The organism is Streptococcus sp. FDAARGOS_522 (assembly GCF_003812445.1).
GTDB classification, from domain to species: domain Bacteria; phylum Bacillota; class Bacilli; order Lactobacillales; family Streptococcaceae; genus Streptococcus; species Streptococcus agalactiae.
This window is the reverse complement of the sequence record NZ_CP033808.1, coordinates 258902-284816: the sequence shown is the minus strand read 5'-3', so window position 1 is coordinate 284816 and position 25915 is coordinate 258902. Positions and strand designations below refer to the sequence as shown.

13 protein-coding genes and 5 pseudogenes are annotated in these 25915 nt (G+C 36.4%); 6 read left to right on the top strand and 12 right to left on the bottom strand.

Features of this window, described 5'->3' with window-relative positions; genetic code table 11:
• Positions 1-80: 80 nt before the first annotated feature.
• The 5 genes and pseudogenes from EGX70_RS01410 to EGX70_RS01385 form a co-directional block, all read right to left on the bottom strand.
• Positions 81-3843 (bottom strand): annotated as a pseudogene (locus tag EGX70_RS01410) (pullulanase).
• A 168-nt stretch (positions 3844-4011) separates the two neighbouring features.
• Complete coding sequence (locus EGX70_RS01400) at positions 4012-4746, bottom strand: PHP domain-containing protein (protein WP_001205488.1); 735 nt, start codon at positions 4744-4746, stop codon at positions 4012-4014.
• 14 nt (positions 4747-4760) lie between these two features.
• On the bottom strand, positions 4761-5345 hold the full coding sequence (locus EGX70_RS01395) for a uracil-DNA glycosylase family protein (RefSeq protein ID WP_000130600.1): 585 nt from the start codon (positions 5343-5345) through the stop codon (positions 4761-4763).
• Positions 5346-5441: 96 nt separating this feature from the next.
• Positions 5442-6848, bottom strand: a complete 1407-nt coding sequence (gene pepV, locus EGX70_RS01390) for a dipeptidase PepV (RefSeq protein ID WP_000150958.1) — start codon at positions 6846-6848, stop codon at positions 5442-5444.
• 46 nt (positions 6849-6894) lie between these two features.
• Positions 6895-7497 (bottom strand): nitroreductase family protein, encoded by a 603-nt coding sequence (locus EGX70_RS01385; protein ID WP_000670189.1) that lies wholly within the window; start codon positions 7495-7497, stop codon positions 6895-6897.
• Positions 7498-7666: 169 nt separating this feature from the next.
• Between EGX70_RS01385 and EGX70_RS01380 the strand changes: the two genes are divergently transcribed.
• Positions 7667-9448: a glycerophosphodiester phosphodiesterase gene (locus tag EGX70_RS01380; protein WP_000942622.1), complete on the top strand. Its 1782-nt coding sequence runs from the start codon at positions 7667-7669 to the stop codon at positions 9446-9448.
• 41 nt (positions 9449-9489) lie between these two features.
• On the opposite strand, the gene uvrC is transcribed toward EGX70_RS01380, so the two are convergent.
• Positions 9490-11271, bottom strand: coding sequence for an excinuclease ABC subunit UvrC (gene uvrC / locus EGX70_RS01375; protein WP_001003954.1), 1782 nt, complete (start codon positions 11269-11271; stop codon positions 9490-9492).
• 158 nt (positions 11272-11429) lie between these two features.
• Here uvrC and EGX70_RS01370 point away from each other — a divergent pair, with 158 nt between their 5' ends.
• On the top strand, positions 11430-12197 hold the full coding sequence (locus EGX70_RS01370) for an epoxyqueuosine reductase QueH (RefSeq protein ID WP_000567585.1): 768 nt from the start codon (positions 11430-11432) through the stop codon (positions 12195-12197).
• Positions 12198-12255: 58 nt separating this feature from the next.
• Here the strand turns inward: EGX70_RS01370 and EGX70_RS01365 are convergent, their stop codons facing one another.
• The 3 genes from EGX70_RS01365 to EGX70_RS01355 form a co-directional block, all read right to left on the bottom strand.
• Positions 12256-13596, bottom strand: a complete 1341-nt coding sequence (locus EGX70_RS01365) for an MATE family efflux transporter (protein ID WP_000285046.1) — start codon at positions 13594-13596, stop codon at positions 12256-12258.
• Positions 13597-13695: 99 nt separating this feature from the next.
• Positions 13696-14112: a VOC family protein gene (locus EGX70_RS01360; protein ID WP_000245056.1), complete on the bottom strand. Its 417-nt coding sequence runs from the start codon at positions 14110-14112 to the stop codon at positions 13696-13698.
• 3 nt (positions 14113-14115) lie between these two features.
• Positions 14116-14613 (bottom strand): hypothetical protein, encoded by a 498-nt coding sequence (locus tag EGX70_RS01355; RefSeq protein ID WP_000582587.1) that lies wholly within the window; start codon positions 14611-14613, stop codon positions 14116-14118.
• A 221-nt stretch (positions 14614-14834) separates the two neighbouring features.
• Between EGX70_RS01355 and EGX70_RS01350 the strand changes: the two genes are divergently transcribed.
• The 4 genes and pseudogenes from EGX70_RS01350 to EGX70_RS01335 all read left to right on the top strand — a co-directional run.
• Positions 14835-15431 (top strand): Ltp family lipoprotein, encoded by a 597-nt coding sequence (locus EGX70_RS01350; RefSeq protein ID WP_123947847.1) that lies wholly within the window; start codon positions 14835-14837, stop codon positions 15429-15431.
• A 188-nt stretch (positions 15432-15619) separates the two neighbouring features.
• Positions 15620-16724, top strand: a pseudogene (locus EGX70_RS01345) (IS3-like element ISSag2 family transposase).
• Positions 16725-16947: 223 nt separating this feature from the next.
• Positions 16948-18080, top strand: a pseudogene (locus tag EGX70_RS01340) (IS3 family transposase).
• A 39-nt stretch (positions 18081-18119) separates the two neighbouring features.
• Positions 18120-18359, top strand: a pseudogene (locus EGX70_RS01335) (integrase core domain-containing protein); the annotation flags it as partial.
• A 182-nt stretch (positions 18360-18541) separates the two neighbouring features.
• Here the strand turns inward: EGX70_RS01335 and EGX70_RS01330 are convergent.
• The 3 genes and pseudogenes from EGX70_RS01330 to EGX70_RS01320 all read right to left on the bottom strand — a co-directional run bounded on the left by EGX70_RS01330 (position 18542) and on the right by EGX70_RS01320 (position 25503).
• Positions 18542-21010: a pneumococcal-type histidine triad protein gene (locus tag EGX70_RS01330; RefSeq protein ID WP_123947845.1), complete on the bottom strand. Its 2469-nt coding sequence runs from the start codon at positions 21008-21010 to the stop codon at positions 18542-18544.
• A 12-nt stretch (positions 21011-21022) separates the two neighbouring features.
• Positions 21023-21943: a metal ABC transporter substrate-binding lipoprotein/laminin-binding adhesin Lmb gene (gene lmb, locus EGX70_RS01325; RefSeq protein WP_000715197.1), complete on the bottom strand. Its 921-nt coding sequence runs from the start codon at positions 21941-21943 to the stop codon at positions 21023-21025.
• A 235-nt stretch (positions 21944-22178) separates the two neighbouring features.
• Positions 22179-25503, bottom strand: a pseudogene (locus EGX70_RS01320) (S8 family serine peptidase).
• Between the last annotated feature and the right edge of the window lie 412 nt (positions 25504-25915).

Below are 25915 nucleotides of genomic sequence, written 5' to 3'. Positions count from 1 at the left end.
GATAAGTGATTTTATTAACTTAATGAAAAGAAGCTAGCCCATTGACTAACTTCTTTTTTAAGCTCTTCTAAAGTTTGCTTTTATTTTAAGTGACGATTCCTCTTTAAAGAGAGACCTAGTAGAGCAAGTAGACTTGCTAGAATGCTTATTCCTACTACACTTAGTATTTTTGATGACTTATCTCCAGTTTTTGGCAAATTAGCTTCATTTGTCAGATATGAATCGGCCTTCTTAGAAACTACAGGAATTATTGAGGTCTTATTAGCTATTCTATTTACTTTTTCTACCGTTTTAGATTCCTTGAAAGATTGGGTTTTGGGGTAATCTGCTTGCAATTCCTCCTTAGGACTAGGGGCAACTTTGCCAACTTTAATCACAATTGCTGTTAATGGATCAATCAGCAAGCTATCTTTTCCAAAATGAACACCTCTAGGAGTTGAGATTGGTTTAATCCCCGCCTGATCAGCATCAACAATTACTTGCCCTTTTAAAAGGTGTTTATATTTTTCACCTAGTAAAACGTTTCTAGCTTTACTATCAGCATTAACAAATACTGCGTAAATATCACCTTTAGAATCTATTGTTTGGTAAGCAATAACCAAATCTTTTTCTTTGATATCACCTTGACCTACCTCTGTAATCAAGCTAACCTCAAGATCAATTTTTGCTTTGCTCAATTTCCGGAAAGCATCTGTTGAACGCCTTAATGTGATTAAACCTGCTGTATAGGCCTGTGTTTTCGTTGAAATTGGGTGTTTGTTATTATCTGTGGCTGCTGCCCAATCAAAATGATTAATGGCATCTGAAGAATCATATGAATCATGAATAAAATATGGGTATTCTTTAACAGCTTCAATAAGTGTTGCTTTATTAGGCAATTTGTCATCTGAAACTTTTGTCATGTAATCAGGGTTAAGTAAACGCTTCGTACGACCATACTCTTGACCAGAATGAATGAATGCTGTCCCTTGAGATGTTAAAATCATTACATTTCCTAAACGCAGACGTCTATGAATCTCTTCTTCAGCTACCTTAGGGTCTTTATTAATTGATTTTGCAATCACATCATGCAAGGTAAGGTTATCATGTGCAGCAATATACTGCACCACATCTCCTGGCGAATCTGCTTCAAAATTCCCAGGTTGTGCTTTGATATTTTTAAAAATACCTTGTAAAGATTGTGGGCCACCTGTGATGAAAGCTGGAGTACCTTCATTTGGAAAACCAGATTTCAAGCTATTACGAATGTCATCTGAAAAGACGCCAACTGTATCGGTTGACTTCATCCAATCTTGGTCAGCTGGTTTAACCGGCTTACCTTGATCACCTTGGAATGTTCTCCAGCCCTCACCAATCATAATCATATTAGGATTAATAGCTTTAGCTTCTTTATAAGCTAATTCAATCGCAGCCGCATCATGATCTCCCATCATATCAAAACGGAAACCATCAACTTTAAATTCATTTGTAAGATATTTAATGGAATCAACCAAAACACGACGACTCATTGCATGAGTGGTTCCTAAACGTCCCCCTCCAAAACTTTCTCTTGGTGAACCATCTTCATTCATAAAGTGATAATAATTAGGTTCTATATCCTCAAAGAGATAAGTTTTTGCAGTGTGATTATAGACGACATCAAGTATAACACCCATGCCACGTTTATGAATATCATGTATTAATTGTTTTAATTCGGCAATACGTGCTGATGGATCTTTTGGTTTCTCTGAATACATTCCAGAAAGAGCAAAATAGCTCTGTGGGTCATAGCCCCAATTGTAATTATTGTCTGAGGAAGTGTAAGCTGTTGAGCGTGACTTATCCATTTCATTAACATAAAAATAACTCAATACCGGTAAAAGCTGAATGTGTGTAACTCCTAATTTCTGTAAATAATCTAGTTTCTCTGAAAAGGCTGCAAAGGTACCAAATTGATTTTTTAATTTTCCGTCCAAAGATCGATCAGAAGTGAAGTCTCTTACATGTGCTTCGTATATAACAGCATCTTGTCTTCCTTTAAAATTAGCAATTTTAGCAAAACTTAAATTTTGAGGTCCAAGTTGACTTGGATTTACAAAAGCTGCTTTAGCCGTTTTTATATCGTCATTAACAGTATTACTATCCCACTCTGCTAATGACTTTGCATAAGGATCTAAAATCTTAACCTTATCCTTACCTCTTTTTATTTCGTAAAGATAATAGTAACCAGTATAGTTTTTAATACCTAATTTAGTATCAAGTATCGTCTGCCAAACACCTTTATTATTTTTCACAAGGGGTGTAGTCGCTACAACCCTGTTTTGATTATCTTTGTCATAAATAATCATAGTGACACTATCAGCACTCGGTGACCAGAGGCTGGCTTCAACTTTTGAACCATCTTGATTGAAAACTGCACCTAAATTTCCACTATAAGCATAAAGTTGGTCTTTAAATTCCCAAGATTGCCTTGTCATGACATTGTTACCATTATAAGATATGTTGAAATGACCTTGTTTAGGATTAAAGTCGCCTTTGATTATTAAAAGAGATTTACTAGTATCGAGAGTGATATCAGAAATTTGTATAGCATTTTGATTTTTATCAGTCACTTTCAATTCTTTTAAAATTTCAGTTTTATCTACCCCATCTAGAGTTGTAAAACTTGCTTGAATACTTGTTAAATCAATTTGTTGGGCATCCTTTAGCTGCACTTGATCAATGTAATAAGGATTATTATAAACCTTTGGATCCTTATCTTTTACAAAAATTTGGTTATGGTTAGCTAAATCTCTAAAAACATAGTCGTTGGGTTGAACTTTCACTGCATCTCCTGTCTTACTTTCATCTAAGATTAGAAAACCAATCTCTTTGGCGTTAGTTTTTAGTGGTACATCAATATACCTTCCATATAGTCCTTGATTCACAAAATTACTACCATCTGGCCAAGTTGTTGAGGGGTTTGCAACATCTTTAAAGAGCCATGCTGATAGGTGGTCATAGTTACCAGAGGAACTCAAATAGTTAATACGGACATACCCTTCTTTGAGGGGCTGATAAGTATGTATACCGTACTTTTCATCAATCCAAACTTGGTTCATCTCAGGTCGTAATAATGAAATATGATGATCGCCGCTTAAATTTGTTCCTGCTTTGTTATTAATTAAAAAAGATATTTGTTTTCGTTGTTTTTCAGATAATTTAAAATCAACATAATAACCGTAATCATCTTTCTTAGCATCAGTCATAGGGATAGCACCATTTGGCCAATTACTAGACGGTTGATCAACATCTCCCCATATCCAAAGTCCAGTGCTTTCTACAGGATGACCTTGAGGCAATTCTTTAAGATGTAGCCTAAAGTAACCATTTTCAATCTGTGGAGCTTGATTAGCAACTTTCAAGGTCGGACTTGGAGCACCTATAGCTTGAGAAGTTTTGTCGGGAGTATTTTGCAATGTAGATGGTGCCACTTTTAAATCTAAGGTATTTTTATCTGAAACAGGACCTTTATTTTCTTCAAGCAGGCTTGTCGCCTGCCTTATCCGGCTCTGTCACTCCCTTTTGAGTGTCAGTTTCATCTGATACTAATTGCTTGGTATCCGGCATATCTGAGGGTGTCACAACCGTCTCAGAGTTTGAGTTTATGTCATCTTTTAAATTAGTAGATTGTTGGTTGTCAACCTGATTAATATTTGACTCTGCAATCGCTGTAGTTGCAGGAGAAACACTTACTTCTTCAGCAAATACCTGTGGACTATGAAGAAAAATACATATCCCTGTTGCAACTGAAGCTACTCCAACACTTAACTTTCTAATCGTGTATTGAGTTTGTTTATCACCAAATAAGTCTTTTCTTTTCATATCATTCTCCTTTTTTAATGAATTGTTACCAATAAAATCATAACAATTTACGCAAGCGCTTGCAATAAGTAAATGATTTCTTTATTTTTTTGAAATTTTCACTAAAACTATCAATGACATTACAAAAAGGCTAAGCAATATTGCCTAGCTTTTTTATCAAAAATTTCCTCATATCAAATGATTTTCATCAATTTGATAGTCCTTTAGCAGACCTTGAAGTCTATCAAATTCATAACAAAAATGTTCAGGAATATGACCATCAGAGCCTATAGAGTATTGTTTACAACCAAGCTGTTTTAGTATCTCTAAAGCATAGCGATAAAGTTTTTCATTCCCATATAGATAAAGGGATTTGGTATTTAGTTCAAAAGCTAACCCCTTAGATAACATCTTTCTGAAAATGCGCTTCAATTGTGTTTCAAACGGCTTTAAATCTTCTACATCTAAGTTTAACTTACGAAAACCATAATCAAAGTGAGCTAAAACGTGCGCTTCCACACGGCCTATGGCAAATTCCATACGATTAAAGTAATCTGCTAAAAGCTCCTTTGTTGGTACTTTCAGAGCTTCTTCTTGCAGATAATCATACCTACCATTATGATGGATTGACAATAGTTTTAAATCAAATTCTTTATTTTTTAAATAATCTAAAATATCTGATTCCCTATCTTTAAAATAACCGATTTCAATTCCTTTTTTAAATCGATTTCCATATTTCTGATTAAGATAATCTATTTTTTGACAATAAGCACTATAATCAGGAACATCGTCTTGACCGGTGTAAGGATTTGATAAATCAAAATGTTCTGTTGTGATAAATTCACCTGTAAAACCATTAATATAGTCCTCAAATGCCGTTTGACAATCATAGGAAAAATGCGTGTGTAGATGATTATCTCTCATACCAACTCCTATCCTTAATCTTTTAAAATATCTGCTACTATCTTTTGTAAATCAACGATTAGATCTTTTTCAAACCATGGATTCTTCTTTAGCCAAATTTGATTTCGCGGTGATGGGTGAACCAGGGGTAAATAATCAGGTAGATAGTCTTTGTAAGCTTTAACTGTTTCTGTTAGATTTTTATGTGCGGAGCTTCCAAGATAATATTTCTGAGCATATTGACCAACTAGCAAGGTCAATTGAACATTAGGCATTTCTTTTAAAATAAGAGGGTGCCATTTCTCCGCAAAACCTTTTCTAGGGGGTAAATCTCCTGATTTTCCTTTGCCTGGGTAATAAAAATCTAAAGGCAAAACAGCAAATTTTCCAGAATGGTAAAATGTCTCTTCATCAACTCCAAGCCACTGGCGTAGACGAACTCCAGATTTATCTTTCCAATAGAGTCTTGCTTCTTGAGTTTTTAAACCAGGTGCTTGGCCAACAATATTGATCCTAGCTGTTTTAGGAGCAGCAAACAAAGGATCAATACCATTTTCTGTATAATTTTGATTTTGTGAATCACTTTTTATTGCTTTAATAATTTTTTCCAAGTCAGTCATAAAGCCTCCAAATCTAACCTTATGAAAAGAGGCAAAGACACTTTCATGTCTTCACCACCCTTTATCATTGATCACATATTTAGTTTAAGGATTATTTTATTTGATTAATTCATAGATAGCTTCTGCGTAGATAGCAGCCGAACGGAAAATATTTTCTAAAGGCATGTACTCATTAGCTTGATGCATAGTGTTTTCATCTCCTGGGAACATGGCACCGTATGCAACACCCCGTTCAAGTAAGCGACCAAATGTCCCACCACCAATAACCTGTTCATGTCCTTTAAGACCAGTTTGCTTTTCATAGACAGCTATTAAGGTTGATACTAATTCATCGTACATAGGTACATAGTGTGGTGTGTGTTCATGGTCAGAAAGAGTCACTTTTTCAACTCCGTTAAGTTTCTCAAGCTTAGTTTGGATAGTTTTAGCATCTGTCCCTTGTGGGTAACGGAAATTAAGAGCGATAGTATTATCATCATTAGTTTCATCAAACTGGAAGACACCTGCATTCATGCTCAACGATCCCATACAGTCATCTTCATAAGCTACTCCAAGTTTTTCACCTGAGAAGTCTTCGTGAATAATGTTGGCTGTGACATCTAAGAAAGCACGAGCAGGACCTTCAAAATCAAATTGACTTAGATAAAGAGCTAAATAAGTCGCCCCATTAACACCTTCTTGTGGTGTTGAACCATGAGCAGATTTACCATAAACTGTAGCTATATACTGCCCATCTTCTACAGATAATTCTGCTTTCAAATTATGTTTACTTGCAAAATCAGCTAGACTAGCTCCAAGTGTTGTCTGATCTAAATGACTTGTGAAACGTGCTGTGGCTGATTCTGGAACCATGTTTTCGCGAAGTCCGCCAGAAAAGCTATGCAGTCTAACAGCTCCCTTATTTTCTCCTGAAAAATGTAAATATTCAGTGATATTACCTTTTTCACCATTTATAATTGGAAATTCTGCATCTGGAGAGAAACCAAAATCAGGTTTTGGAAGACCAACATGTTCGAAGTAGTAATCCATATCTCCCCATCCAGATTCTTCATCAGTTCCTACAACAAAACGAACTTTCTTAGATGTTGGTAGCCCAAGCTCTTTAATAATTTTTAGAGCATAATAACATGCCATTGTTGGTCCCTTATCGTCTGATGAGCCTCGAGCATATAAACGGTTATCCTTGATAACTGGTTCATAAGGGTCTGTATCCCAACCGCTGCCTGCAGGAACAACATCTAAATGCCCAAAAATACCTAGTTCTTCTTCGCCTTGACCAAATGTAAAGTGTCCCGCATAATTATCTACGTTTTTTGTTTCGTAGCCATCTCGCTCAGCCATCTCAAGGAAAAATTCCAAGGCTTTTACAGGTCCAGGACCAAATGGATGCTCTGCATCAGCTTGTGAATCATCACGCTCCGAGTTAATGCGAAGAAGATTTATTAAATCGTCCATCAAAGCGTCTTTGCGTTTGTCTACTTCTGCTCTAAAATCAATTGTCATTACGGCAACTCCTTCTATAAAATATTATGTAGTTTGTGCTTAAAAATTAACGTTTTTCAATAATATGATCAACCGGCAAACGATAACTAGGCTCAACCTTTTCATCACTATAACCAACAGTAATTAATATTTCTGGTCTAAAACGTTTATCTATCTCTAAGACATCATTGGTAATCGCTTTATCGAACCCTAAAATCATATTAGAACTAATACCTTGATCTGTCAAGGCAAGTACTAAATTCATAGCAACGATACCTGCATTTAAAGAGAGATACTCTCCAGTTTGTTTTTCACTATATAAAGCATAGCGTGGTGGTAGAGTTTCCATGTAATAACCAATTAAATCATCAGGAAGAGATCTACGACCAATACGAGCTATTTTCCGTGATCTCTGTCCTAAATCTGTATCTGTAAATAAAGCAATAACATACTGCGCTTGATTAATTTGGTTACAATTACTTTCCGGTAAACCTTCTGCTAGAGCAGATTTTTTTTCTTGGACAACGACAAACTTCCAAGGCTGAATATTATTAGCAGATGGCGCTAATGTCGCAATTTCAATAGCAGTTCTAACATCTTTAAAGTCGACTGGTTTATCATTAAAATGTTTCACAGCATGGCGCTTCTTATTTAATTCTAGAAATTTCATAAAAACCTCCTATTCTATTTGATTTTCCCTACTATTCTATCACTTTTTAAAATGCGTTTCAGCTTTTGAAGGCAAAATTGATAAAAAAGTGAAACCGTTTTGAAAACTACCATAAAAAACAAACAAACTTGTGGTACAATATCTAATGACTATAAAAAAGGAGCTATTCATGCTACGAGCATTAAAAGAAGATTTTTTTCTAACCTTAACCTCTTTAAAAAATCAATTTTGGGTTTACATTGGAACTGGTATCTTAATCCAAACTTTAGTTGCTTATTTAGTAAAAGGAATTCTGAGTTTTATCTTTCGTCGGATATTGATATTGTCAAATACTCCCGCAGTGACTAAAGACAATTGGACTTTGCTTTTTAATCATCCCTTAGCTTTATTACTCTTTATACTTTATATCGTAATCCTAATTGGGTTCATCTATACTGAGTTCGCTATCTATACTATTGCCATACTGAAAACTGAATTTTCTCTCAGTATCAAAAAATGGCTAACAATCTTTCCTAAAAAAATAAAATCACTTTTAGGACCACAGCTAATTTGGGTATCAATCTACTTACTTTTGACAATTCCTCTAGCTAACCTTGGTCTAAGGTCAAGTATACTAGAGCATCTTAAAATCCCTGACTTTATTTCTGGCGAGTTAACAAAGACAGTCTTTGGAAAGATAGGTTACTCTACCCTTTTACTGCTTATTTGTTACTTAAACCTTCGATTAATTTATTTTCTCCCGCTGACCATTTTAACTGACTACAATGCTAAAGAAGCACTTTTAGAGAGTTGGAAACTTAGCCGCGGAAAGCGTCAGTGGCGTCTTCTAAGTAAAATTATTTTAACCAGTTTATTTATATCTGTAATTGGAACAGTTGCACTAGCTGTTGTTGCTGGTACATTTTCATTCATTGATCATTCTGGAAACAATTTTCCTCTTCAAGCCACTTTCTATAACCTTTTAAAATCAATACTTTTTGCCGTAACACTTCTTATTAAATGTTTAATCATAAGTCACCTATTAGCAGATATTAAACAAAATAAAAGTATTGTTCAACAATGGAGAGCTTGGAAAGGCGTCCACCATAAGCAAAAATTTAAACACATTGCTTGTGTTATTCTAGCTCTAGCTATTGGTACCACTGCCTTAAAAAATGCTATAGCTCTGGCTCTCTTACAAGATAACATTTCAATTAAAAAAGAATTAATAGCCCATCGTGGTGATACATCACATGGCGTTGAAAATTCTATTGAAGCATTAAAAGCAGCCCATAAAGCAAAAGCAGATTATTCAGAGATGGATGTTATCATGACAAAAGATCATAAATTAGTAGTCATTCATGATGATAATCTCAAACGACTCTCTGGTATGAACAAAGATGTTTCTAAACTAACTTTAGATCAAGTTACAAAAATCCCAATTCACCAAGGGCGTTTTGCTAGTTACATTCCATCATTTGCAGAATTTATGAAGACCGCTCAGTCACTAGATCAAAAAATCATGATTGAATTGAAACCGTATAATCAAAACCTCGATATCTATGCGGATGAATTTATCAAAGAATTTAAAGAGCTTCGTCTATCAACCAAGCATAAAGTAATGTCTCTCAACTTGACACTCATTGAAAAGGTTGAGAAAAAATTGCCACAACTTGATACAGGTTACCTAATCCCACTACATTGGGGAACGCTTCAAAATCATAACGTTGACTTTTATGGGATTGAGGAATTTTCATACAATGATTGGATTGCATATCTCGCCCAAGAATATAATAAACAGCTCTATGTTTGGACTATTAACCGTGATAACCTTATGATACGTTATTTACAAAGCCCAGTTAATGGAATCATCACAGATGAACTCAATCTTTTCAAGGTCATTAATAAAGATATCAAAAATAGCCCTAATTATTATCAAAGAGCTCTCCAACTTATTGATAGCGAGGGTTAAATTAAATAAAAAGCTTAGTAGAACAGTATCTACTAAGTTTTTTATTTAGGAGGATCATTAAGAGAATCTCGGAGACTTTCTGCTACATTCCTAGGAATACCACACATAATAATGTCCTCAATATCAGCTTTTTGGATACTAGATAAGCTTTTAAAATGTTTCATTAGCAATTGTTTACGTTTGGGTCCCAACCCAGTGATACCATCTAATTTTGAAGAAAAGGAATTTTTGGAGCGTAATTGACGATGAAAAGTAATAGCAAAACGATGTACCTCATCTTGAATACGGTGAAGTAAGAAAAATTCTTCTGAATTACGCGGTAGTTCTACTACTTCTAAAGGATCTCCAAAAAGTAATTCATGTGTTTGGTGTTTATCATTCTTTTGCAAACCTGCAATAGGTATGGCTAAACCTAATTGGTTCTCAATAACATCACGCGCTATATTTACTTGCCCCTGACCACCATCAATTACAATCAAGTCCGGAGGTGTCAAGCCATCTTTTAAAACCCTACTATAACGCCGATGAATGACTTCTCTCATACTAGCATAATCATCTGGTCCGATAACAGTCTTAATTTTAAACTTTCGATAGTCTTTTTTACTTGGCTTTCCATTCACAAATACCACCATAGCAGCTACTGGACTTGTCCCTTGAATATTGGAATTATCAAATGCTTCTATGCGTACTGGTTTAGGGATATTAAGAAGATTACCTAAATTTTCAATTGCCCCATGAGTTTTACGAATATCTTTTTCCAGTAAGTCAAACTTCTGTTGTAAACTGACACGAGCATTTTTTATTGCCAGATTTACTAACTGTTTCTTTTCACCACGTTGTGGTTTAACAATCTTACAGCCTACAATTGTTTCAACCGACTTAGCATCAATATCCTGTGGAATAAAGACTTCTTTGGGTAGAAAATGTTTTGTATCTTGATAAAATTGCCCTATGTAAGTTAGAAAATCTTCCTCTGGTTCATTATAATAAGGAAACATATTCACGTCACGCTGAATCAATTTTCCATTTCGAACAAAAAAGACCTGTACACACATCCAACCCTTATCAACGAAATAACCAAAAACATCTCTATCCTTCATATCTTGATGAATAACACGCTGCTTAGTACGCAACAAACTAATTGCTTCGATCAAATCTCGATATTCAGCCGCACGCTCAAATTCCATAGTCATAGCAGCGCTCTTCATTTTTTCAGTTAATCCGTTAACAATTTTATTATCTTTACCATTAAGAAACTGTTTTACATCTTCTCTCAGACTATCCCAATAAGCTTTATTAGTTTGACAAACTGTATGTGCATTGCATTGCCCTAAATGATAATAAAAGCATACTTTATTTGCTGGATTAGTACATTTCTTAAAAGGAAAGAGCCTATCTAGTAACCGCTTAATCTCAGTTGCTGCCCCAGAATCCGGATAAGGTCCAAAATAAGTGCCATCTGATTTTTTTACTTGACGTGTAATCATAAGACGAGGATAACGTTCATTTGTTATTTTGATATATGGGTAAGACTTATCATCTTTCAATCGAATATTATACTTCGGCATATTTTCTTGGATTAAATTAATTTCCAATAATAGAGCTTCGGTATTAGATGTTGTCACAATGTATTCAAAGTCTTCAATCTCAGAGACCAAAAGTTCTGTCTTAGTATTATGACTCCCATGAAAATAACTTTTCACACGATTCTTAAGATTTTTAGCCTTACCTACATAAATAATTGTCCCATTCTTATCTTTATGAAGGTAACAACCAGGACTGTCTGGTAACAATTCTAGCTTATGTTTAATCAGTTCATTCATAGAACTATTATAACAAAATGTACTGTAATCTTTACGAAATAAATACTATTCCCCAACATCTATTGTATCTTCCAATACTTGAATAAAACCCCAATACTCCTAGTCTAAGCAATTATTTTATGTTACACTTTAAACAAGTGAATTATTGAGGAGTTTTTATGATAGACGTTGAGAATATTCTTGAAAAAATGAAACCTAACCAAAAAATCAATTACGATTGGGTCATGCAACAAATGGTTAAGCAGTGGCAAGCTAGTGATATCCGTCCGAAAATTCTGATGCATGTTTGCTGTGCTCCTTGTAGTACATATACCCTTGAATACTTATCACAATGGGCAGATGTTACCATCTATTTTGCTAATTCAAATATCCATCCTAAAGATGAATATTATCGCCGCGAATATGTTACTCAAAAATTTGTTCATGATTTCAACAAAAATACTGGATATTCTGTACAATTCTTATCAGCACCATATGAACCAAATGAATTTTTCAAAATTGTTCATGGGTTAGAAGAAGAACCTGAAGGTGGGGATCGTTGTAAAGTTTGCTATGATTTCCGTCTTGATAAGACAGCGGAAAAAGCCGTTGAACTAGGTTTTGATTACTTTGGCAGTGCCCTAACTATTAGTCCTCACAAAAACTCTCAAACAATCAATACTATTGGTATTGATGTCCAAAAAATTTATGATACTCAGTATCTTCCTAGCGACCTTAAAAAAAATAAAGGTTACCAACGTTCCGTTGAGATGTGTAAAGATTATGATATCTACCGACAATGTTACTGTGGGTGTATCTTCGGTGCTAAAGATCAAGGGATAAATCTTCTCCAAATCAAAAAAGATGCGAAAGCTTTCGTGAGTGATAAAGACGGCAAAGAAGAATTTCCTAATATACGCTTCACATTTAATGGCAAGTCAATGTAAATGATAAAAAAAGACTTAGTAAAGAACTAAGCCTTTTTGGTATAAATCTTGTCAAACTTTAATAATACAACTTCTTAATCTTTTGCAGACGTTGGTTTAGAAATAGACCACAAACAAAAATACCTGTGATTAAACCAATCCAATAGGCAAACGGACCTAACTGGCTATTTTTTTCTAAGATAACCGCTAATGGCAAAGCACATAACCAATAAGAGCCCGCACCGATCATAAATGGTTTTGTTGTATCCTTATAGCCTCGTAAAATCCCCTGTACAGGAGCTGCATAAGCATCTGCAAACTGGAAAAAGAGACTATAAGTTAGGAATTGAGCTGTAATAGCGACAAAGTGAGGGTCACTATTATACATTGCTGCTACATTCTCACGAAATAGAAATAAAAATAGTAAGGTTCCTGATGTAATCCCTACCGCTGTTAAGCGTCCTATCCTACTATAAGTGTTTGCGTCCTGAATGCGCTCTGCCCCTACTTCAAACGATATTGTAATAGCTAGAGCAGTGGAAATACTTAAAGGAAAGGCATACATTAATGATGAAAAATTCATAGCAGCCTGATGTGCTGCAATAATGATTGAAGAAAATTTTGCCATGAATAAGCCTACTACTGCAAAAATTGCAACTTCTGCAAAAATTTGTAAACCAATCGGTAATCCCAATCGAATATCTTCAATAATCAAAGGAGCTTTTATTCTTTCCAGAGTCCATATATGATATGTTTTAATTTGAGGATGAAGTGACATCACAATAATAATAACAATAAAAATAGCCCAATAAGTTAAAGAAGTTCCAAGACCTGCCCCCGCACCTCCTAGTCTAGGCATACCAAATTTACCGTAGATAAGCATATAATTAAAAAATGAATTAAAGGGTAGAATTAAAAGCATCAGATACATAGATAACCTTGTTAACCCCAATGCATCAAAGAATGAACGGCAAATGCTAAACAACACCAGCGGCATGATTCCAATCAACATATAATTTAAATAACCACGACCAACTGCTAGAACTTCATCTTCTAAACCCAAACTCCCCAAGACAGGTTGAGCAATAAATTGCATGATTAAAAATAATATTAAGGACAGTATCAAACCTAAATATAGAAATTGATGAAATTCTGTGCGAATTTGTTCTTTATTTCCTCTACCCAAATGTTGACCAACTACTGGTACTAATGCTGAAATCATACCTACTAATAAAGCGAAAAACGGAGTCCATAAATTACTAGCAGTTGATACACCTGCCAAATGTAGCTGACTATACTGTCCAGTCATAACCGAATCAATAAAAGTAGCTGAAAAATTAGCAAATTGATAAATCAATACTGGGATAAATAATTTCAAAAATAAAACAAATTTTTCCTTATTTGTCTGAGTTTGATACATCTTTTTTCTCCTTTTCACCTTAATCAATTTATTTTAGCTTAGCTAGGATACTCTGTCAATGCTATTTAAAAAGGTTGAGAAATAATCCTCAACCCCATTTTAGCTAAGCTCAGTATTGATTTGCCATGTCATACCATATTTGTCAGTCACATTTCCATAAGCTGGACTCCACGGAACTGCTTGTAGAGGCATTTTAATGTTCATTGCATCTCGAGAAAGCTTATTGAATAACTCTTGCGCTTCTTCTACAGATTCCACAATTAAAGCTGCTGTCATATTTTGTCCAATTTGAAAATCAAAAATAGGATTATTGTCAGAAAGTTGCATTCGAATACCATCAATATTAAATTGAGCGTTCATAATTAAATGTTCAAGTTCTGGCGGACAATCTGGCCAACCCTGTGCAAAAGTTGTGACGTGTTCTGCTTTTGTATTAAAAGCCTCTTCATAAAATGTAATAGCTTCGGCCCCACGACCATTAATATTCATATAAATTTCAATTGCTTTCATTACCATACCTCACTTCATATTATCCAACCAACGCTGCATCAGAGTTTCATTTTCCCCTTTTAGGGTAAAATAAGAACCACGTATTATACCTGCGAGTTTTGACTTTTGACGAGCAAACTTAAACTTGTCCGCTAATTCAATAGGAATATCCATTCCATCTGATAATTTTAAACCTACAGCTCTCTTTTTAGGATTATCTAATTCATATAAAATATTAATGGCTAAACCATCCTCATAGAAAACATGTGTCCATAAAATACGATTCTCTAAAAAAAGCTGTGAAATCTCTAAAGGCTTTGCAGCAAAAACAAGGTTACGTTCATTTTTTAGAAGGTGATTAATATCTGCCATCAATTCTGGATAGTCTGATACTGGAAATGTTTCGTAGGCTACTTTGAATTTATTCCAGAAATAGCGAGCTTCATTTGCACGCAAACCAGCCAAGGCTTCTGCCACTGGAGAAGTCTCCAAACCTTTAGTTGAAACGGTTTTAAAGTCGATAATCATGTTCTTTCCTTTTTGATTAAAATCTTCGATAATTTAGTATACTCTTTTTTGAAGAAAAAGTACATTCTAATCACTTATAAAAAGTAGTACATTTAGAACACTACCACCTCAGTAATTTCTTGACCTTTCTCTACTTAATACTTATAATTAATCTAGACTTAATGTCAAAGCATCAATCAAGGTGTAAACCTGATTCACCTAAAAAGCTGATGGAGCTAAACATGACCAAAAAGATATTCTTATTTATCTGCGCTACTCTTTTAGTAGGAATAGCCTTATATACACCAACAACTTCTATTTTTAATCATAACAACGTTTATGCTGCCACCAAGAAAGCAAAAATTAAATTTAATAAAACTCAAAAAAAAATTGTCAAAAAAGCAAGAGAATATGCTAAGTCTGGCCATATGTCTAAAGATAGTATCATTGAAAATTTAAAAAAGGATTCTAAGAAATATCGTCAAGAAGACATCAACTTTGTGATTAATAACCTCAAGGTTGATTACAAAAAAAATGCCTTGATTTCTGCCAAAATTTATTCAAAGACCATGAATTTATCTAAACAATCTATCTTTGAACAGCTCTATTCGGAGTCTCCAGATAAGGCAACCCACTCTGATAAATTTACAAAAGAAGAATCCCAATATGCTATAGACCATCTCAAAGTAGATTTCAAAGAAAATGCTCTTGAGACTGCTAAAAGTTATCAAAGTAGTTCTTCTTTATCCAAAGAAGAAATCTATAAACAATTGACATCTACGCTGGGCGATAAATTCACAAATGATGAAGCCCAATATGCTGTAGATCATTTGAAATGATGACATACCAATAGTCTATCCTTATGTAATAGAATTGATAGCTTATGCTAATATTCCAGCTGTAAAATAGCAAGAACCCTCCTAAGTTCATTAAGACTTAGGAGGGTTTTTATCAATATGAATAGGTTACACTAAACTAGACAGAAATTATAAAGTGTTCTACACTTAAGAAAAACTGGAGAAAAACCATGTCTAGAAAAGTACGTCGTCACTTCACCGATGATTTTAAGCAACAAATTGTTGACCTTTACAATGTTGGTAGAAAGCGTAGCAGTCTCATCAAGGAATATGAGCTAACCCCTTCCACCTTCGATAAGTGGGTTAGACAAGCCAAAACAACTGGTTCATTCAAGTCTGTTGATAATCTGACAGATGAACAGCGGGAGCTAATTGAATTCAGAAACACAATAAAGAACTCGAAATGCAATTAGATATCCTAAAGCAAGCAGCGGTGATTATGGCACAAAAGGGAAATAATCACTGCTAATAAGGATAAATACAGCATTTCAAAGATGTGTCGCTGGCTGAATATGCCACGCTCAAGTTATTACTATTCAAGCCGTGGAGTCAGTATCTGAAACGGAGTTTGAAGAAACTATTAAAAGAATTTTTCTCGATAGCGAGTCTAGATACGGATCCAGAAAAATCAAAATATGCTTGAATAACGAAGGTATCACACTTTCACGTCGTCGGATTCGACGCATTATGAAGCGACTCAATTTGGTTTCTGTTTATCAGAAAGCCACCTTCAAACCACATTCTAGAGGCAAGAATGAAGCCCCTATTCCCAACCACTTAGACAGGCAATTTAAGCAAGAAAGACCACTACAGGCCTTAGTCACTGACTTAACCTATGTTCGTGCAGGCAATCGTTGGGCTTATGTTTGCCTCATCATTGACCTATACAACCGTGAAATCATCGGCCTGTCTCTTGGTTGGCACAAGACCGCTGAACTCGTTAAGCAAGCCATACAAAGCATCCCTTACGCCCTGACCAAAGTCAAGATGTTCCATTCAGATCGTGGCAAAGAGTTTGATAATCAGTTAATTGATGAAATATTGGAAGCCTTTGGAATCACACGTTCGCTTAGTCAGGCTGGTTGTCCTTATGACAATGCCGTAGCTGAAAGTACGTATCGTGCTTTCAAAATTGAATTTGTTTATCAAGAAACCTTTCAATTGCTGGAAGAACTAGCTCTTAAGACTAAAGACTATGTTCATTGGTGGAATTACCACCGCATTCATGGTAGTCTCAACTACCAAACACCAATGACTAAAAGATTAATTGCCTAGAAAAACACTTTATAAATGTTGTACAGAAAAGTGTTGCCTTTTCACTTAATAAAAGAAAGATTGAAGGAACACTTCTCTTTCATTCCGACCAAGGGTCACAATTTAAGTCCGGGGAATTTAGAAAAATAATTGATGACAACAATAGGCACTGAATCCCTAAAATGAGACAAAAGAAAAACACTCCTGTTGAAATTTAGTAAACTAGAAACAGGAGTGTTTTATTATGGTTAAAAAAGCATATTCATGGGAAACTAAGCTGGCTTGCATCGATATGAAGAAAGCAGGCAAGTCTAACAGAGTTATTATGGAGACTTTAGGCATCAAAAATAATAGTCAAATCTATACTTGGATGAAATGGTACGAAAACGAGGAGCTTTATCGTTTTCATCAAGGTGTTGGCAAGCAATATACCTACGGTAAAGGCTTGGAACATCTGTCTGAAGTGGAACAATTACAATTACAGGTTGACCTCTTAAAAAAGTATCGAGGCTTGATAAGGAAATCGATAAAGTAAGTCTTATCAAGCTTGTGGAAGACTATAAAAACAACTACCCGATAGTTTTCATTCTAGACTGTTTTAAGGTCAAGCGGTCGACCTATTACCGTTGGAAAAAGGAGTATGAGAAGCCGCAAAAAAAGATGACCTTATTGAATTAATTGAACAGCTCTGTATGGAGAATCACTTTATTTATGGCTATCGTACCATTACACGATTGCTCAAAAAAATCCACGGATTGACTGTTAATACAAAGAAAGTCTATCGTATCATGAAAAATAATGGCTGGCTTTGTCGGACACGTACCAAGAAAGTTCCCAATTTGGGTAAAGCTTATTATTTAACAGATAATAAATTGAGTCGGGATTTCCATGCCGATAAGCCTAAGGAAAAGCTCGTAACAGATATTACCTACCTATATTTCGGTAACTGTAAATTGTATCTCTCATCAATTATGGATCTCTATAACCGAGAAATTATAGCTTACACTATCTCAGATTGTCAGGACACGGATTTTGTACTAGACACCCTTAATCAGTTAAAATTGCCTAAATAAAGGAGCAATCTTACACAGTGACCAAGGCTCAGTGTATACTTCTATGGCTTACTACCAGGCTTGCACGGAAAAAGACATTATCCGCTCAATGTCTCGAAAAGGAACACCTGCAGATAATGCCTGTATTGAATGGTTTCACACCGTCCTAAAGACTGAAACCTTTTATTTCCATAATAGGAGAAAATACAACAAAGATAGTATAACAAATATTGTTAAAAATTACATTACATTTTATAATGAAACTAGAATTCAACAGAGATTAAACGACCAGTCGCCTGTACAGTACAGAAAACTGATTGCCTAAAAGTGTTTTTCTTGCGTCTCACTATTAGGGTGCAGTGCCAATATCATGCATTCTTTTTCTAATCCTGGATATCCTTATGATAATGCCGTAACTGAAGCATTTTTCAAGTATTTAAAGCATAGACAAATCAACCGAAAACATTATCAAAATATCAAACAGGTTCAATTAGACTGCTTTGAATACATTGAGAATTTTTATAACAATTACAACCCACATACGGCTAATCTAGGACTAACCCCTAATCAGAAAGAAGAAAATTATTTTAACGCAATAAAATAACACAGTTTTCTGTCTACTTATTTGACATTAGTCCAAGAATCCTCCTCTTTTTTTACTATTCTAACATGGATACCATTTCTTTGCAAAAGAAAACCGCTATTATCCAACTTTTATCACTACTCGTTACATAGAATGACTTCAAAATCACCGTAACTTGCTTTGACAATGAGATCTTCTTTTGGTTAAGGGTTTATTTGTTGAAGTGTCTTGATATCATAAGTTACCAATTCACCATTTTTATTATAAAATTGGACACCTTCTGGTTGGAAAATGAGATACTTAGGATCGATATTAGCTTTTTGTGCTAATTGATTGATATGATCTTCTAGGGTTGCTCTATCTAGACCATAGTCTGGTAAACTGTCTATAAAGTCATCTGATTCTTTTTCTTCTTTACTGGCTTCACTTGGCTGTTGGTTTTCATTGCTCTTATCTGCCTGTTGCTTTTCTTTGGGTTTATCCGTATCAGTAGCATCACCAGTATTTTTCTTTGCCAATAACTCTTGAGCTTGTTGCCACTCAGCTTGGGATAGATCAGATTTATTAATGGTTCTCAATGAACTGCCATCTGCTCTTGGGATGCTAAAGGAGCCATCTTTCCATACAAAAGTTTCTTTGGCCAAAACATCTCGTGGATCGAAAATATAGCCGTCTGGTGTTGCAAAACGACCTTCTGCTAGGGCTTTTTGAACTTCTTCAGCAGAATGGATAATTTGCCAGTTTGGCATACCAGCACGTTTATCAAGAGGCGTAACATTTGGAATGACCGAACCTGACTCTTCATGCCCTGGCTTAGACCATACATCCGGACGAACTTCGGGGTGTTGCATCACATACTTGACTGTTGCAATCTGATCGCGCGTCAACCATGAATACGGAACGACATGGATATGATCAATATGTGGGATAACAAACGAACTTCCAGTATCGTAAGTAGCATTACCAGCATGCATCGGCAGACTTGACACATCTACAGCAAGTCGTGGCTCAATACCTGTGTCAACAATGTCATAACGGTAATGCTTCTTATCTTTAAGCATTAGTTCTTGTTCGGCAAAGGCAATCTGAGTCAAATCAAGTTGATCACGAGCATAGAAATAGTCCTTACCATCTTTTGGCATCATATAGCCCACTTTACCATCTTTTGTTACTTTGCGACTCACTTTTTTAGTGTCAAAGAGTGGTTTTTCTTTGCCTTGTTCCTGATCCAAAGCAGCAGCAAGCTCATCAGCTTGACCTTTTGCTTTCACCCAGTTAGCGACCTCATCCAACTCATATTGTTCAAGTTCTCCAAATCCTATATAGTGGAAATGATCTCCGTGTTTAGCTGTAACTCCTGATTTATCCACTGAATGAATGGATTCTTTACTAAAAACATAAGCATCACTCGTATCATATGGTTTACCATCTAAGCCTTTTCCGTAAGCTTTGATGCGATGACAAAGAAAGGTATGTGTCACTTCTTTATCTGATGGTTTTGAGTGCTCTGAACCTGAGTCATTGTCCTCAGTTTGGCCAGCTAAGTATCGATCTGCTAATTCCATTTCAAGAGGTGATAACTGACTTCTTGGGATAATATGATAATGATCTCCATGAGGCACCACATACCCAAAAGCGTTTGATTTGATCACTTGAGTCGGTTCAAAAATCAACCCATCTTCTTCCACATGACGGTATTTCAAATCAAGACGGTGTAGTTGATCTAAAAGTTCCTTAAAGGTTTTTCCTTTAAACTCATCTCTTTGGTGTTTGTTTTGTGACGCATCATTTGGCCTAGGAGGCGCTGGATGATAGCCACCGTTATCTGGCTGATGACCTTGTCCAGGGTTAGGCGTCACATCAGGAATTGGGGCTTTCCTACGACCTGGGGCTGGTGTCGGGCGGTAATCAGACGGTCTAGCACCTCGACCTTGTTTTTGACTCCAGTAGGCTTGTGCAGCAGCTAGCTCACTTGGAGACAAATCCTTTTTAGGAATATAATGATAGTGATTACCATGAGGTACTAAATAAGCATCTCCTAAATCATCAATGATATCTGTCGGACTAAAAATATAGCCATCGTCTGTAGTATAGCGTCCTTGTCTTTTTGCTTCATTGACTGCCGCAACTTCTTCTTTACTGAGATGGGCCACTTGAGCTAAACCTTTTTCTTTAGCTTCTTTAGTTCCTTTGGCTACTTGCTCAGCAATTTGTTGTTTGGTTCGAATGTTTTTGCGCTTACTACCTGGCTTGAGGTAAACATAATAGTTGCCATTGACTTTAATAACGTAACCGTCTAAGATTTCATTGATAACGTCTGATTGTTTAAAACGGTAATTAGGATCCGTCATCAACAACTCTTCACTAATAATCGCATCATAAGGAACTTTCCCATTGTAAAAATGATAATGGTCACCGTGTGAGGTCACATAGCCTTGGTCAGTAATTTTGACTACGATCTGTTCAGCAGAGATGCCTTCTTCAGCACTGATTTGATCCATCGTTTTGTTTGTTTTAGGGGCTTTTGCCTTACCTTTGCTGTCATCAATATAGGCAATCTGATTGTCCTTTGTTGCTAGACCCATATGATGCTTACCAAGTTGGTAACTTCCAATATGAGTAGCTAGTAAAATGGCAGCAACTGAGCCGATATAACCATATGTTTTCTTCACTAATAATCTCCTTTACTTCAACTGTTGATAGAGCACTTCCAAATTTGCTCTAAGATTTTCTAGATATGTCTTGTTTCCGCTTGGAGCAGCTTCAAGTGGACTTAATGTCTTTACTTTAGCTCCTGTTGATTTCGCAATAGCATGAGCAATTTTGGGATTGACGTTGTCTTCTGCAAAAATAGTCTTGACGTTGTATTCTTTGACAAAGTCTTGAATTTCTTTCAATTGGCGAGGAGAGGGCTCTTGCTCTGGAGAAATACCCGAGATACCAAGTTGTTTCAAGCCGAATCGTTTAGCCAGATAAGAAAATGCCGTGTGTTGCGTCACGAATGTTTTTGAGCGCACCTTTTTAAATTTTTGAGTGTATTCTTCAGTTAGTTGCTCTGCTTCTTTTTTGAAAGCCTTAGCCTTTTTAGTGTAACTGTCTTTGTGTTTAGGATCCAAACGTCCTAGCTCTTTAGCGATATTAACAGCTTCCTCACCAGCTAAAACGGGATCCGTCCAGGTATGTGGGTCATAAAGTGTCGCAGGGTCAATGCCTTGTGTGACTTCCATATCTTCTAGCCCTTTGACTCTATCTAGTGTCAAAGGTTTTGACGCTTCAAACACATCAACCTTTGATTTTTTTAAATTAGGGTCTAGATCCCTTGCCCAAGCTTCTAAGGTATGTGAATGGTAAACAAACAAATCCGCGTCATAAATAGCTGCCACATCATTTACAGACGGTTCAAAGGAATGAATGCCTGCACCTGATTGGATCATCCTCACATCATTGAGGTCTCCAGATACTTCTTTTGTCATCGCATACATTGGGTAAAAGCTGGTTACAACTGACATGCCTTGCGTAGGCTGTTTGGGGTTTGCTGACTTATCACACCCTGCTATCATTACTAAACTCACAACCATAGCCATGAGAAAAAACCCTTTTTTCATAGTACCTCCTCAATTATAATTTAACCAGTTATTAACCAGTTAATTTTACTCCTTTATCAATGCTTTGTCAATGGCAACTACCATCTTTTATCACATCAACTGAAGGGATAAGCAAAAGGCAATTGTTGACAGCTATTTGTCCTAACTTCTTTTTGATGAGGTAGCACATATAAAAAAATAGAGAGAACCAAATTGGTTCTCTCTATTAAATAAGCTCTTATCAGTTTAAGTAATACTATTTTTTAGTTTCTTTTTGGCGTTTTGTTTTAAATATATGAGCTACTAATCCCAAGAAGAAAGTGGTCATAACTAACTTAAGGAGATGTAAACGATTTGTATCCTTGTCATTAGTCGTTGGTAACTGATCTCTTGTTGATGCTTTTGTAGCTAAAGCACGCTTAGAAGATCGTTTCTCTAGAGTACGAGAAGGTTGACCTTTTTGAGGAGTTTTACCTGGTGTTTGACCTGAACTATCTTTTTCTGGTTTAGTTTCTGTTTTTTTATCTGGTGTTTGACCTGAACCGTCTTGTTCTGGTTTAGCTTCTGGTTTTTTGTCTGGTGCTTGATCTGAACCGTCTTGTTCTGGCTTATTAGAGTGGCCCTCCAATAGCTTAGCCACTGGTGTATAAGTGATGTTACCAGCCATATCTTCAACAACATAAGTAAAGTCTGACATTTTCAATGGAACAGTAGCGCCTTCCATTGTTTCAGCCTCTTCAGGAAGAGTAAAGGTACCATCTTCATTTGGAGAAATATACTCTGTTGTTGGCAGATCCTCATCCATGTAAGTATAAGCAATACGCTCACGGTAAACCGGTTGGCTGGTTTTTGGTTTAGATGCAAGTGTCAAACGACGATCTTCTGTTGAGAATGTTGCCGATGTTGCGACTTCAGGTGTCGTATTGTCTGCAATCACATCAAAATCAGTGTGTTGTTCTTTTGCACCTGAGCTAATCGGAGTGTAGCGGACACGATAGGTGTAGGTTCCGTTAGCAACAACTTTGCCGTCTTTATCTTTACCGTCCCAACGCGTTTTTTCAAAACGGGTTGAACCAAGTGTGCTTGCCAAGTCATTGTTGTAGTTTTTAACAACTTGCTCGGTTACCTCACTTGTCCAAACAACATTTCCTTCTTTGTCCAAGACTTCAGCCACAAGGTTTTTAGCATTACGCAAGAAAGTACCTTGGAATTGGACATAATCTCTGTTACCGTCCCCATTTGGAGAGATCGCAGCATATGGCTTGCCATTAGCGTGACGGTGGATATAGTAGTGGCTATCATCGTCTTGTTTTGCAAAAGTACCTGCAAAAATGGTTTCTGTGATCTCTGAAGATTCGATATCCTCTATGTTTTCAACCCCTTCTTTGACAGCTTTAATAATCGTCCACGGGTTAGACTCTGTGGTAAGTGCTGTAAAGTTATTTTTCAGAGCGTAAAACTGTAATCCATCACCATCTAATTGGTCTTTGGCATCACTATTTGCTTCATGATAGTAGCTGCTACCGTCTTTGCTATCATAGATTGGTTTTTCTAAGGCTGACAGATTGCCAAAATCACCTCGGAAACCAATATATGGAATGCTCATAAGCTCTTCTTTTTTAGGATCTTGTTTGAAACGAACAAAACCTTCTAAGAAATAGCCATTTTTCATTTGGGTAAGCAAGTCCTTGCTAAATCGACTAGCATCGATTGGAACGGTGACTTGTTTGCTGCTATTGGCTGGAATTGTGATTTTTTGCCATGATGTCTCATACAATGCTTTAGGAGCCAAGGCAAAGTGTTTTCCATCTACTTTATCTGTTTGAACAGTTGCTTGGTAATACAACTCTTGAGGTTTATCAGATTTGTTGTGAACTGTTACTGTTACTTCAAATTTATCAGAAACATTGTTCAGGTGAACCTTGCTTGAGGTATTATCCTTATCTGTCACATACATCGTTGCTGCTGAAGCTTTTTTAGCATCGACTGCTCCTGCTCCTTGTTGGCGAGGAGAAAAATAAGCTTTTTCATCTTCATCATATAAGGCAGTTGCTGAGCTCATCAATACTTTTTTAGCTAAATCAAGACGCTCTGATGGTGTCATATCAGGATACTGTGTCTCATACTGCTTTTGCAACAGTCCCATGATACCCGCTACTAATGGCGCAGACATACTAGTTCCAGAAAGTTTGGCATACTTGTTGTTAGCCACTGATGACAAAATATCTTGGCCGGGTGCTGCAATATCTGGCTTAATATTACCGTCAGCTGTCAGACCCCAGCTTGAGAAGCGGCTTAGTTTGGTGCCACTTGCTGTTGGCAATACCTTAGGTGTCGCATTGAAGGTGATGGTTTTTTGGGGATTGTCTTTTAATAAGAGACCATCTTTTCGACTGATAAAGGCCGCAGGCATCTGATCAACATTTGGCAATTCAATCGGGAAGCCCTTGTCCTGATTGTCATAGATCAAGACTCCTACAGCACCAGCTTTTTTAGCTTTTGCAATCTTATCAAAGAACAGGCATTTCTTTATCTTGCTGATCGGCTGTTTTGACCGTAGCAGTTTCAGTGAGCTGTTTATCTGGGCTGTAAGAAGCAACTGTCAATGTTGAGTCTGCCGCTGCAGGTGTCCCAACCACCCCATAATCAGGATGATCTGCTAGAGGTAGACGGGTCTTGCCCCCAAAGCTACTATCATTACCAGCTGAGGTCACAATGCTAACACCTTTTGATTTGGCATAGTCAAAGGCTTTTTTGGTTTCGTCTGGAAGGTTGGCGTAAGCTAGTGCAGCATTACCAAAGCTCATATTAATCACCTTAGCTCCCAAGTTGATAGCATCTCTGATAGCTTGAGCGTAGTTACGAGCATAGTCTGCTAGTCCATTTACAATTTCGACACGCATCAAAAGCAATTGAGCCTCAGGCATCGCACCTTCTAGGCGGTAAGGTTCTTTCGTTTCAGATGGAGCATTTCCTGACAAGATTCCTGACACGTGTGTGCCGTGCTCTTGATCGACAGCGGTTTTACCATCTTTACTATAGTCATGGTAGTAAGCAACCTTATCATTGACCCACTCGCCATAGGTAATACCGTGCTCTTTTTTAGCTTTTTCAAGATCTTCTTTTGATTGGTAACGTGCTTTGGCTTTGTCTGTTAAGCGCCACGCTTCATGATTTTTATCAAAACCAGCATCAATCACTGCAACAACAGTCCCAGCTCCCTTGCCTGCTTTTTCCTGCAGGGTTTTGACCTGAGAAGGGTCGTTCAAATCCCTAATAGTCGCTTTTGAGGTTGCTGGTGTATCAGCAGTTTTAGCAGGAGCTTGAGGGGCTAGATCATTAGCGTCATCTGCTACTGTTTCTCCTGCATCACTAGGAGTTTGTGGGGTTTTAGTTTCCTTTGATGATGGTGCTTCCTCAGAAACCGCTGTTGGTTGTGGAGTTTCTACGGTTTGTTCGGTAGCAGGAGTGTCTTCTGTCACAGTATTTGCTTTGATGTCTGATTGTGCATTGAGCAAGATGCTCGTAGACATAAGCGCAATGGCAAGTTTATCAAATGGTAGTTTCTGTTTTTTACGCAATGTGTCGTCCTTTCATGATGAGAGACTTTGTCTTTATGACCATTAAGAAAAGAGAGAATCAAACGATTCTCTCCTAGTTATCCATCTGTGCGTGGAGAAATAAGGATAACGTCTTTTTTAAAGAGCAAACAGGAGGTTATTTGCATATGATACAGCTATTTTTCTTGCTTTTGTCATAATGATTAAATGTATCTCATTTATTAATTATATTACTAACATATTTATTATAAAACAAAGATTATTATTAGTAAAGGTCAGCTTTTTAAGAGTTGCTTATTTTGTGACCTCCTTAATCTCATTATTCTATCATAAAAGAGAGAACCGATCGGTTCTCTCTTGATGTTCACTCAGGTATGTGTCTGAAATTTTGAGATTAGTCGATACCTCATAAATTTAAGAAAACTTGAATTAT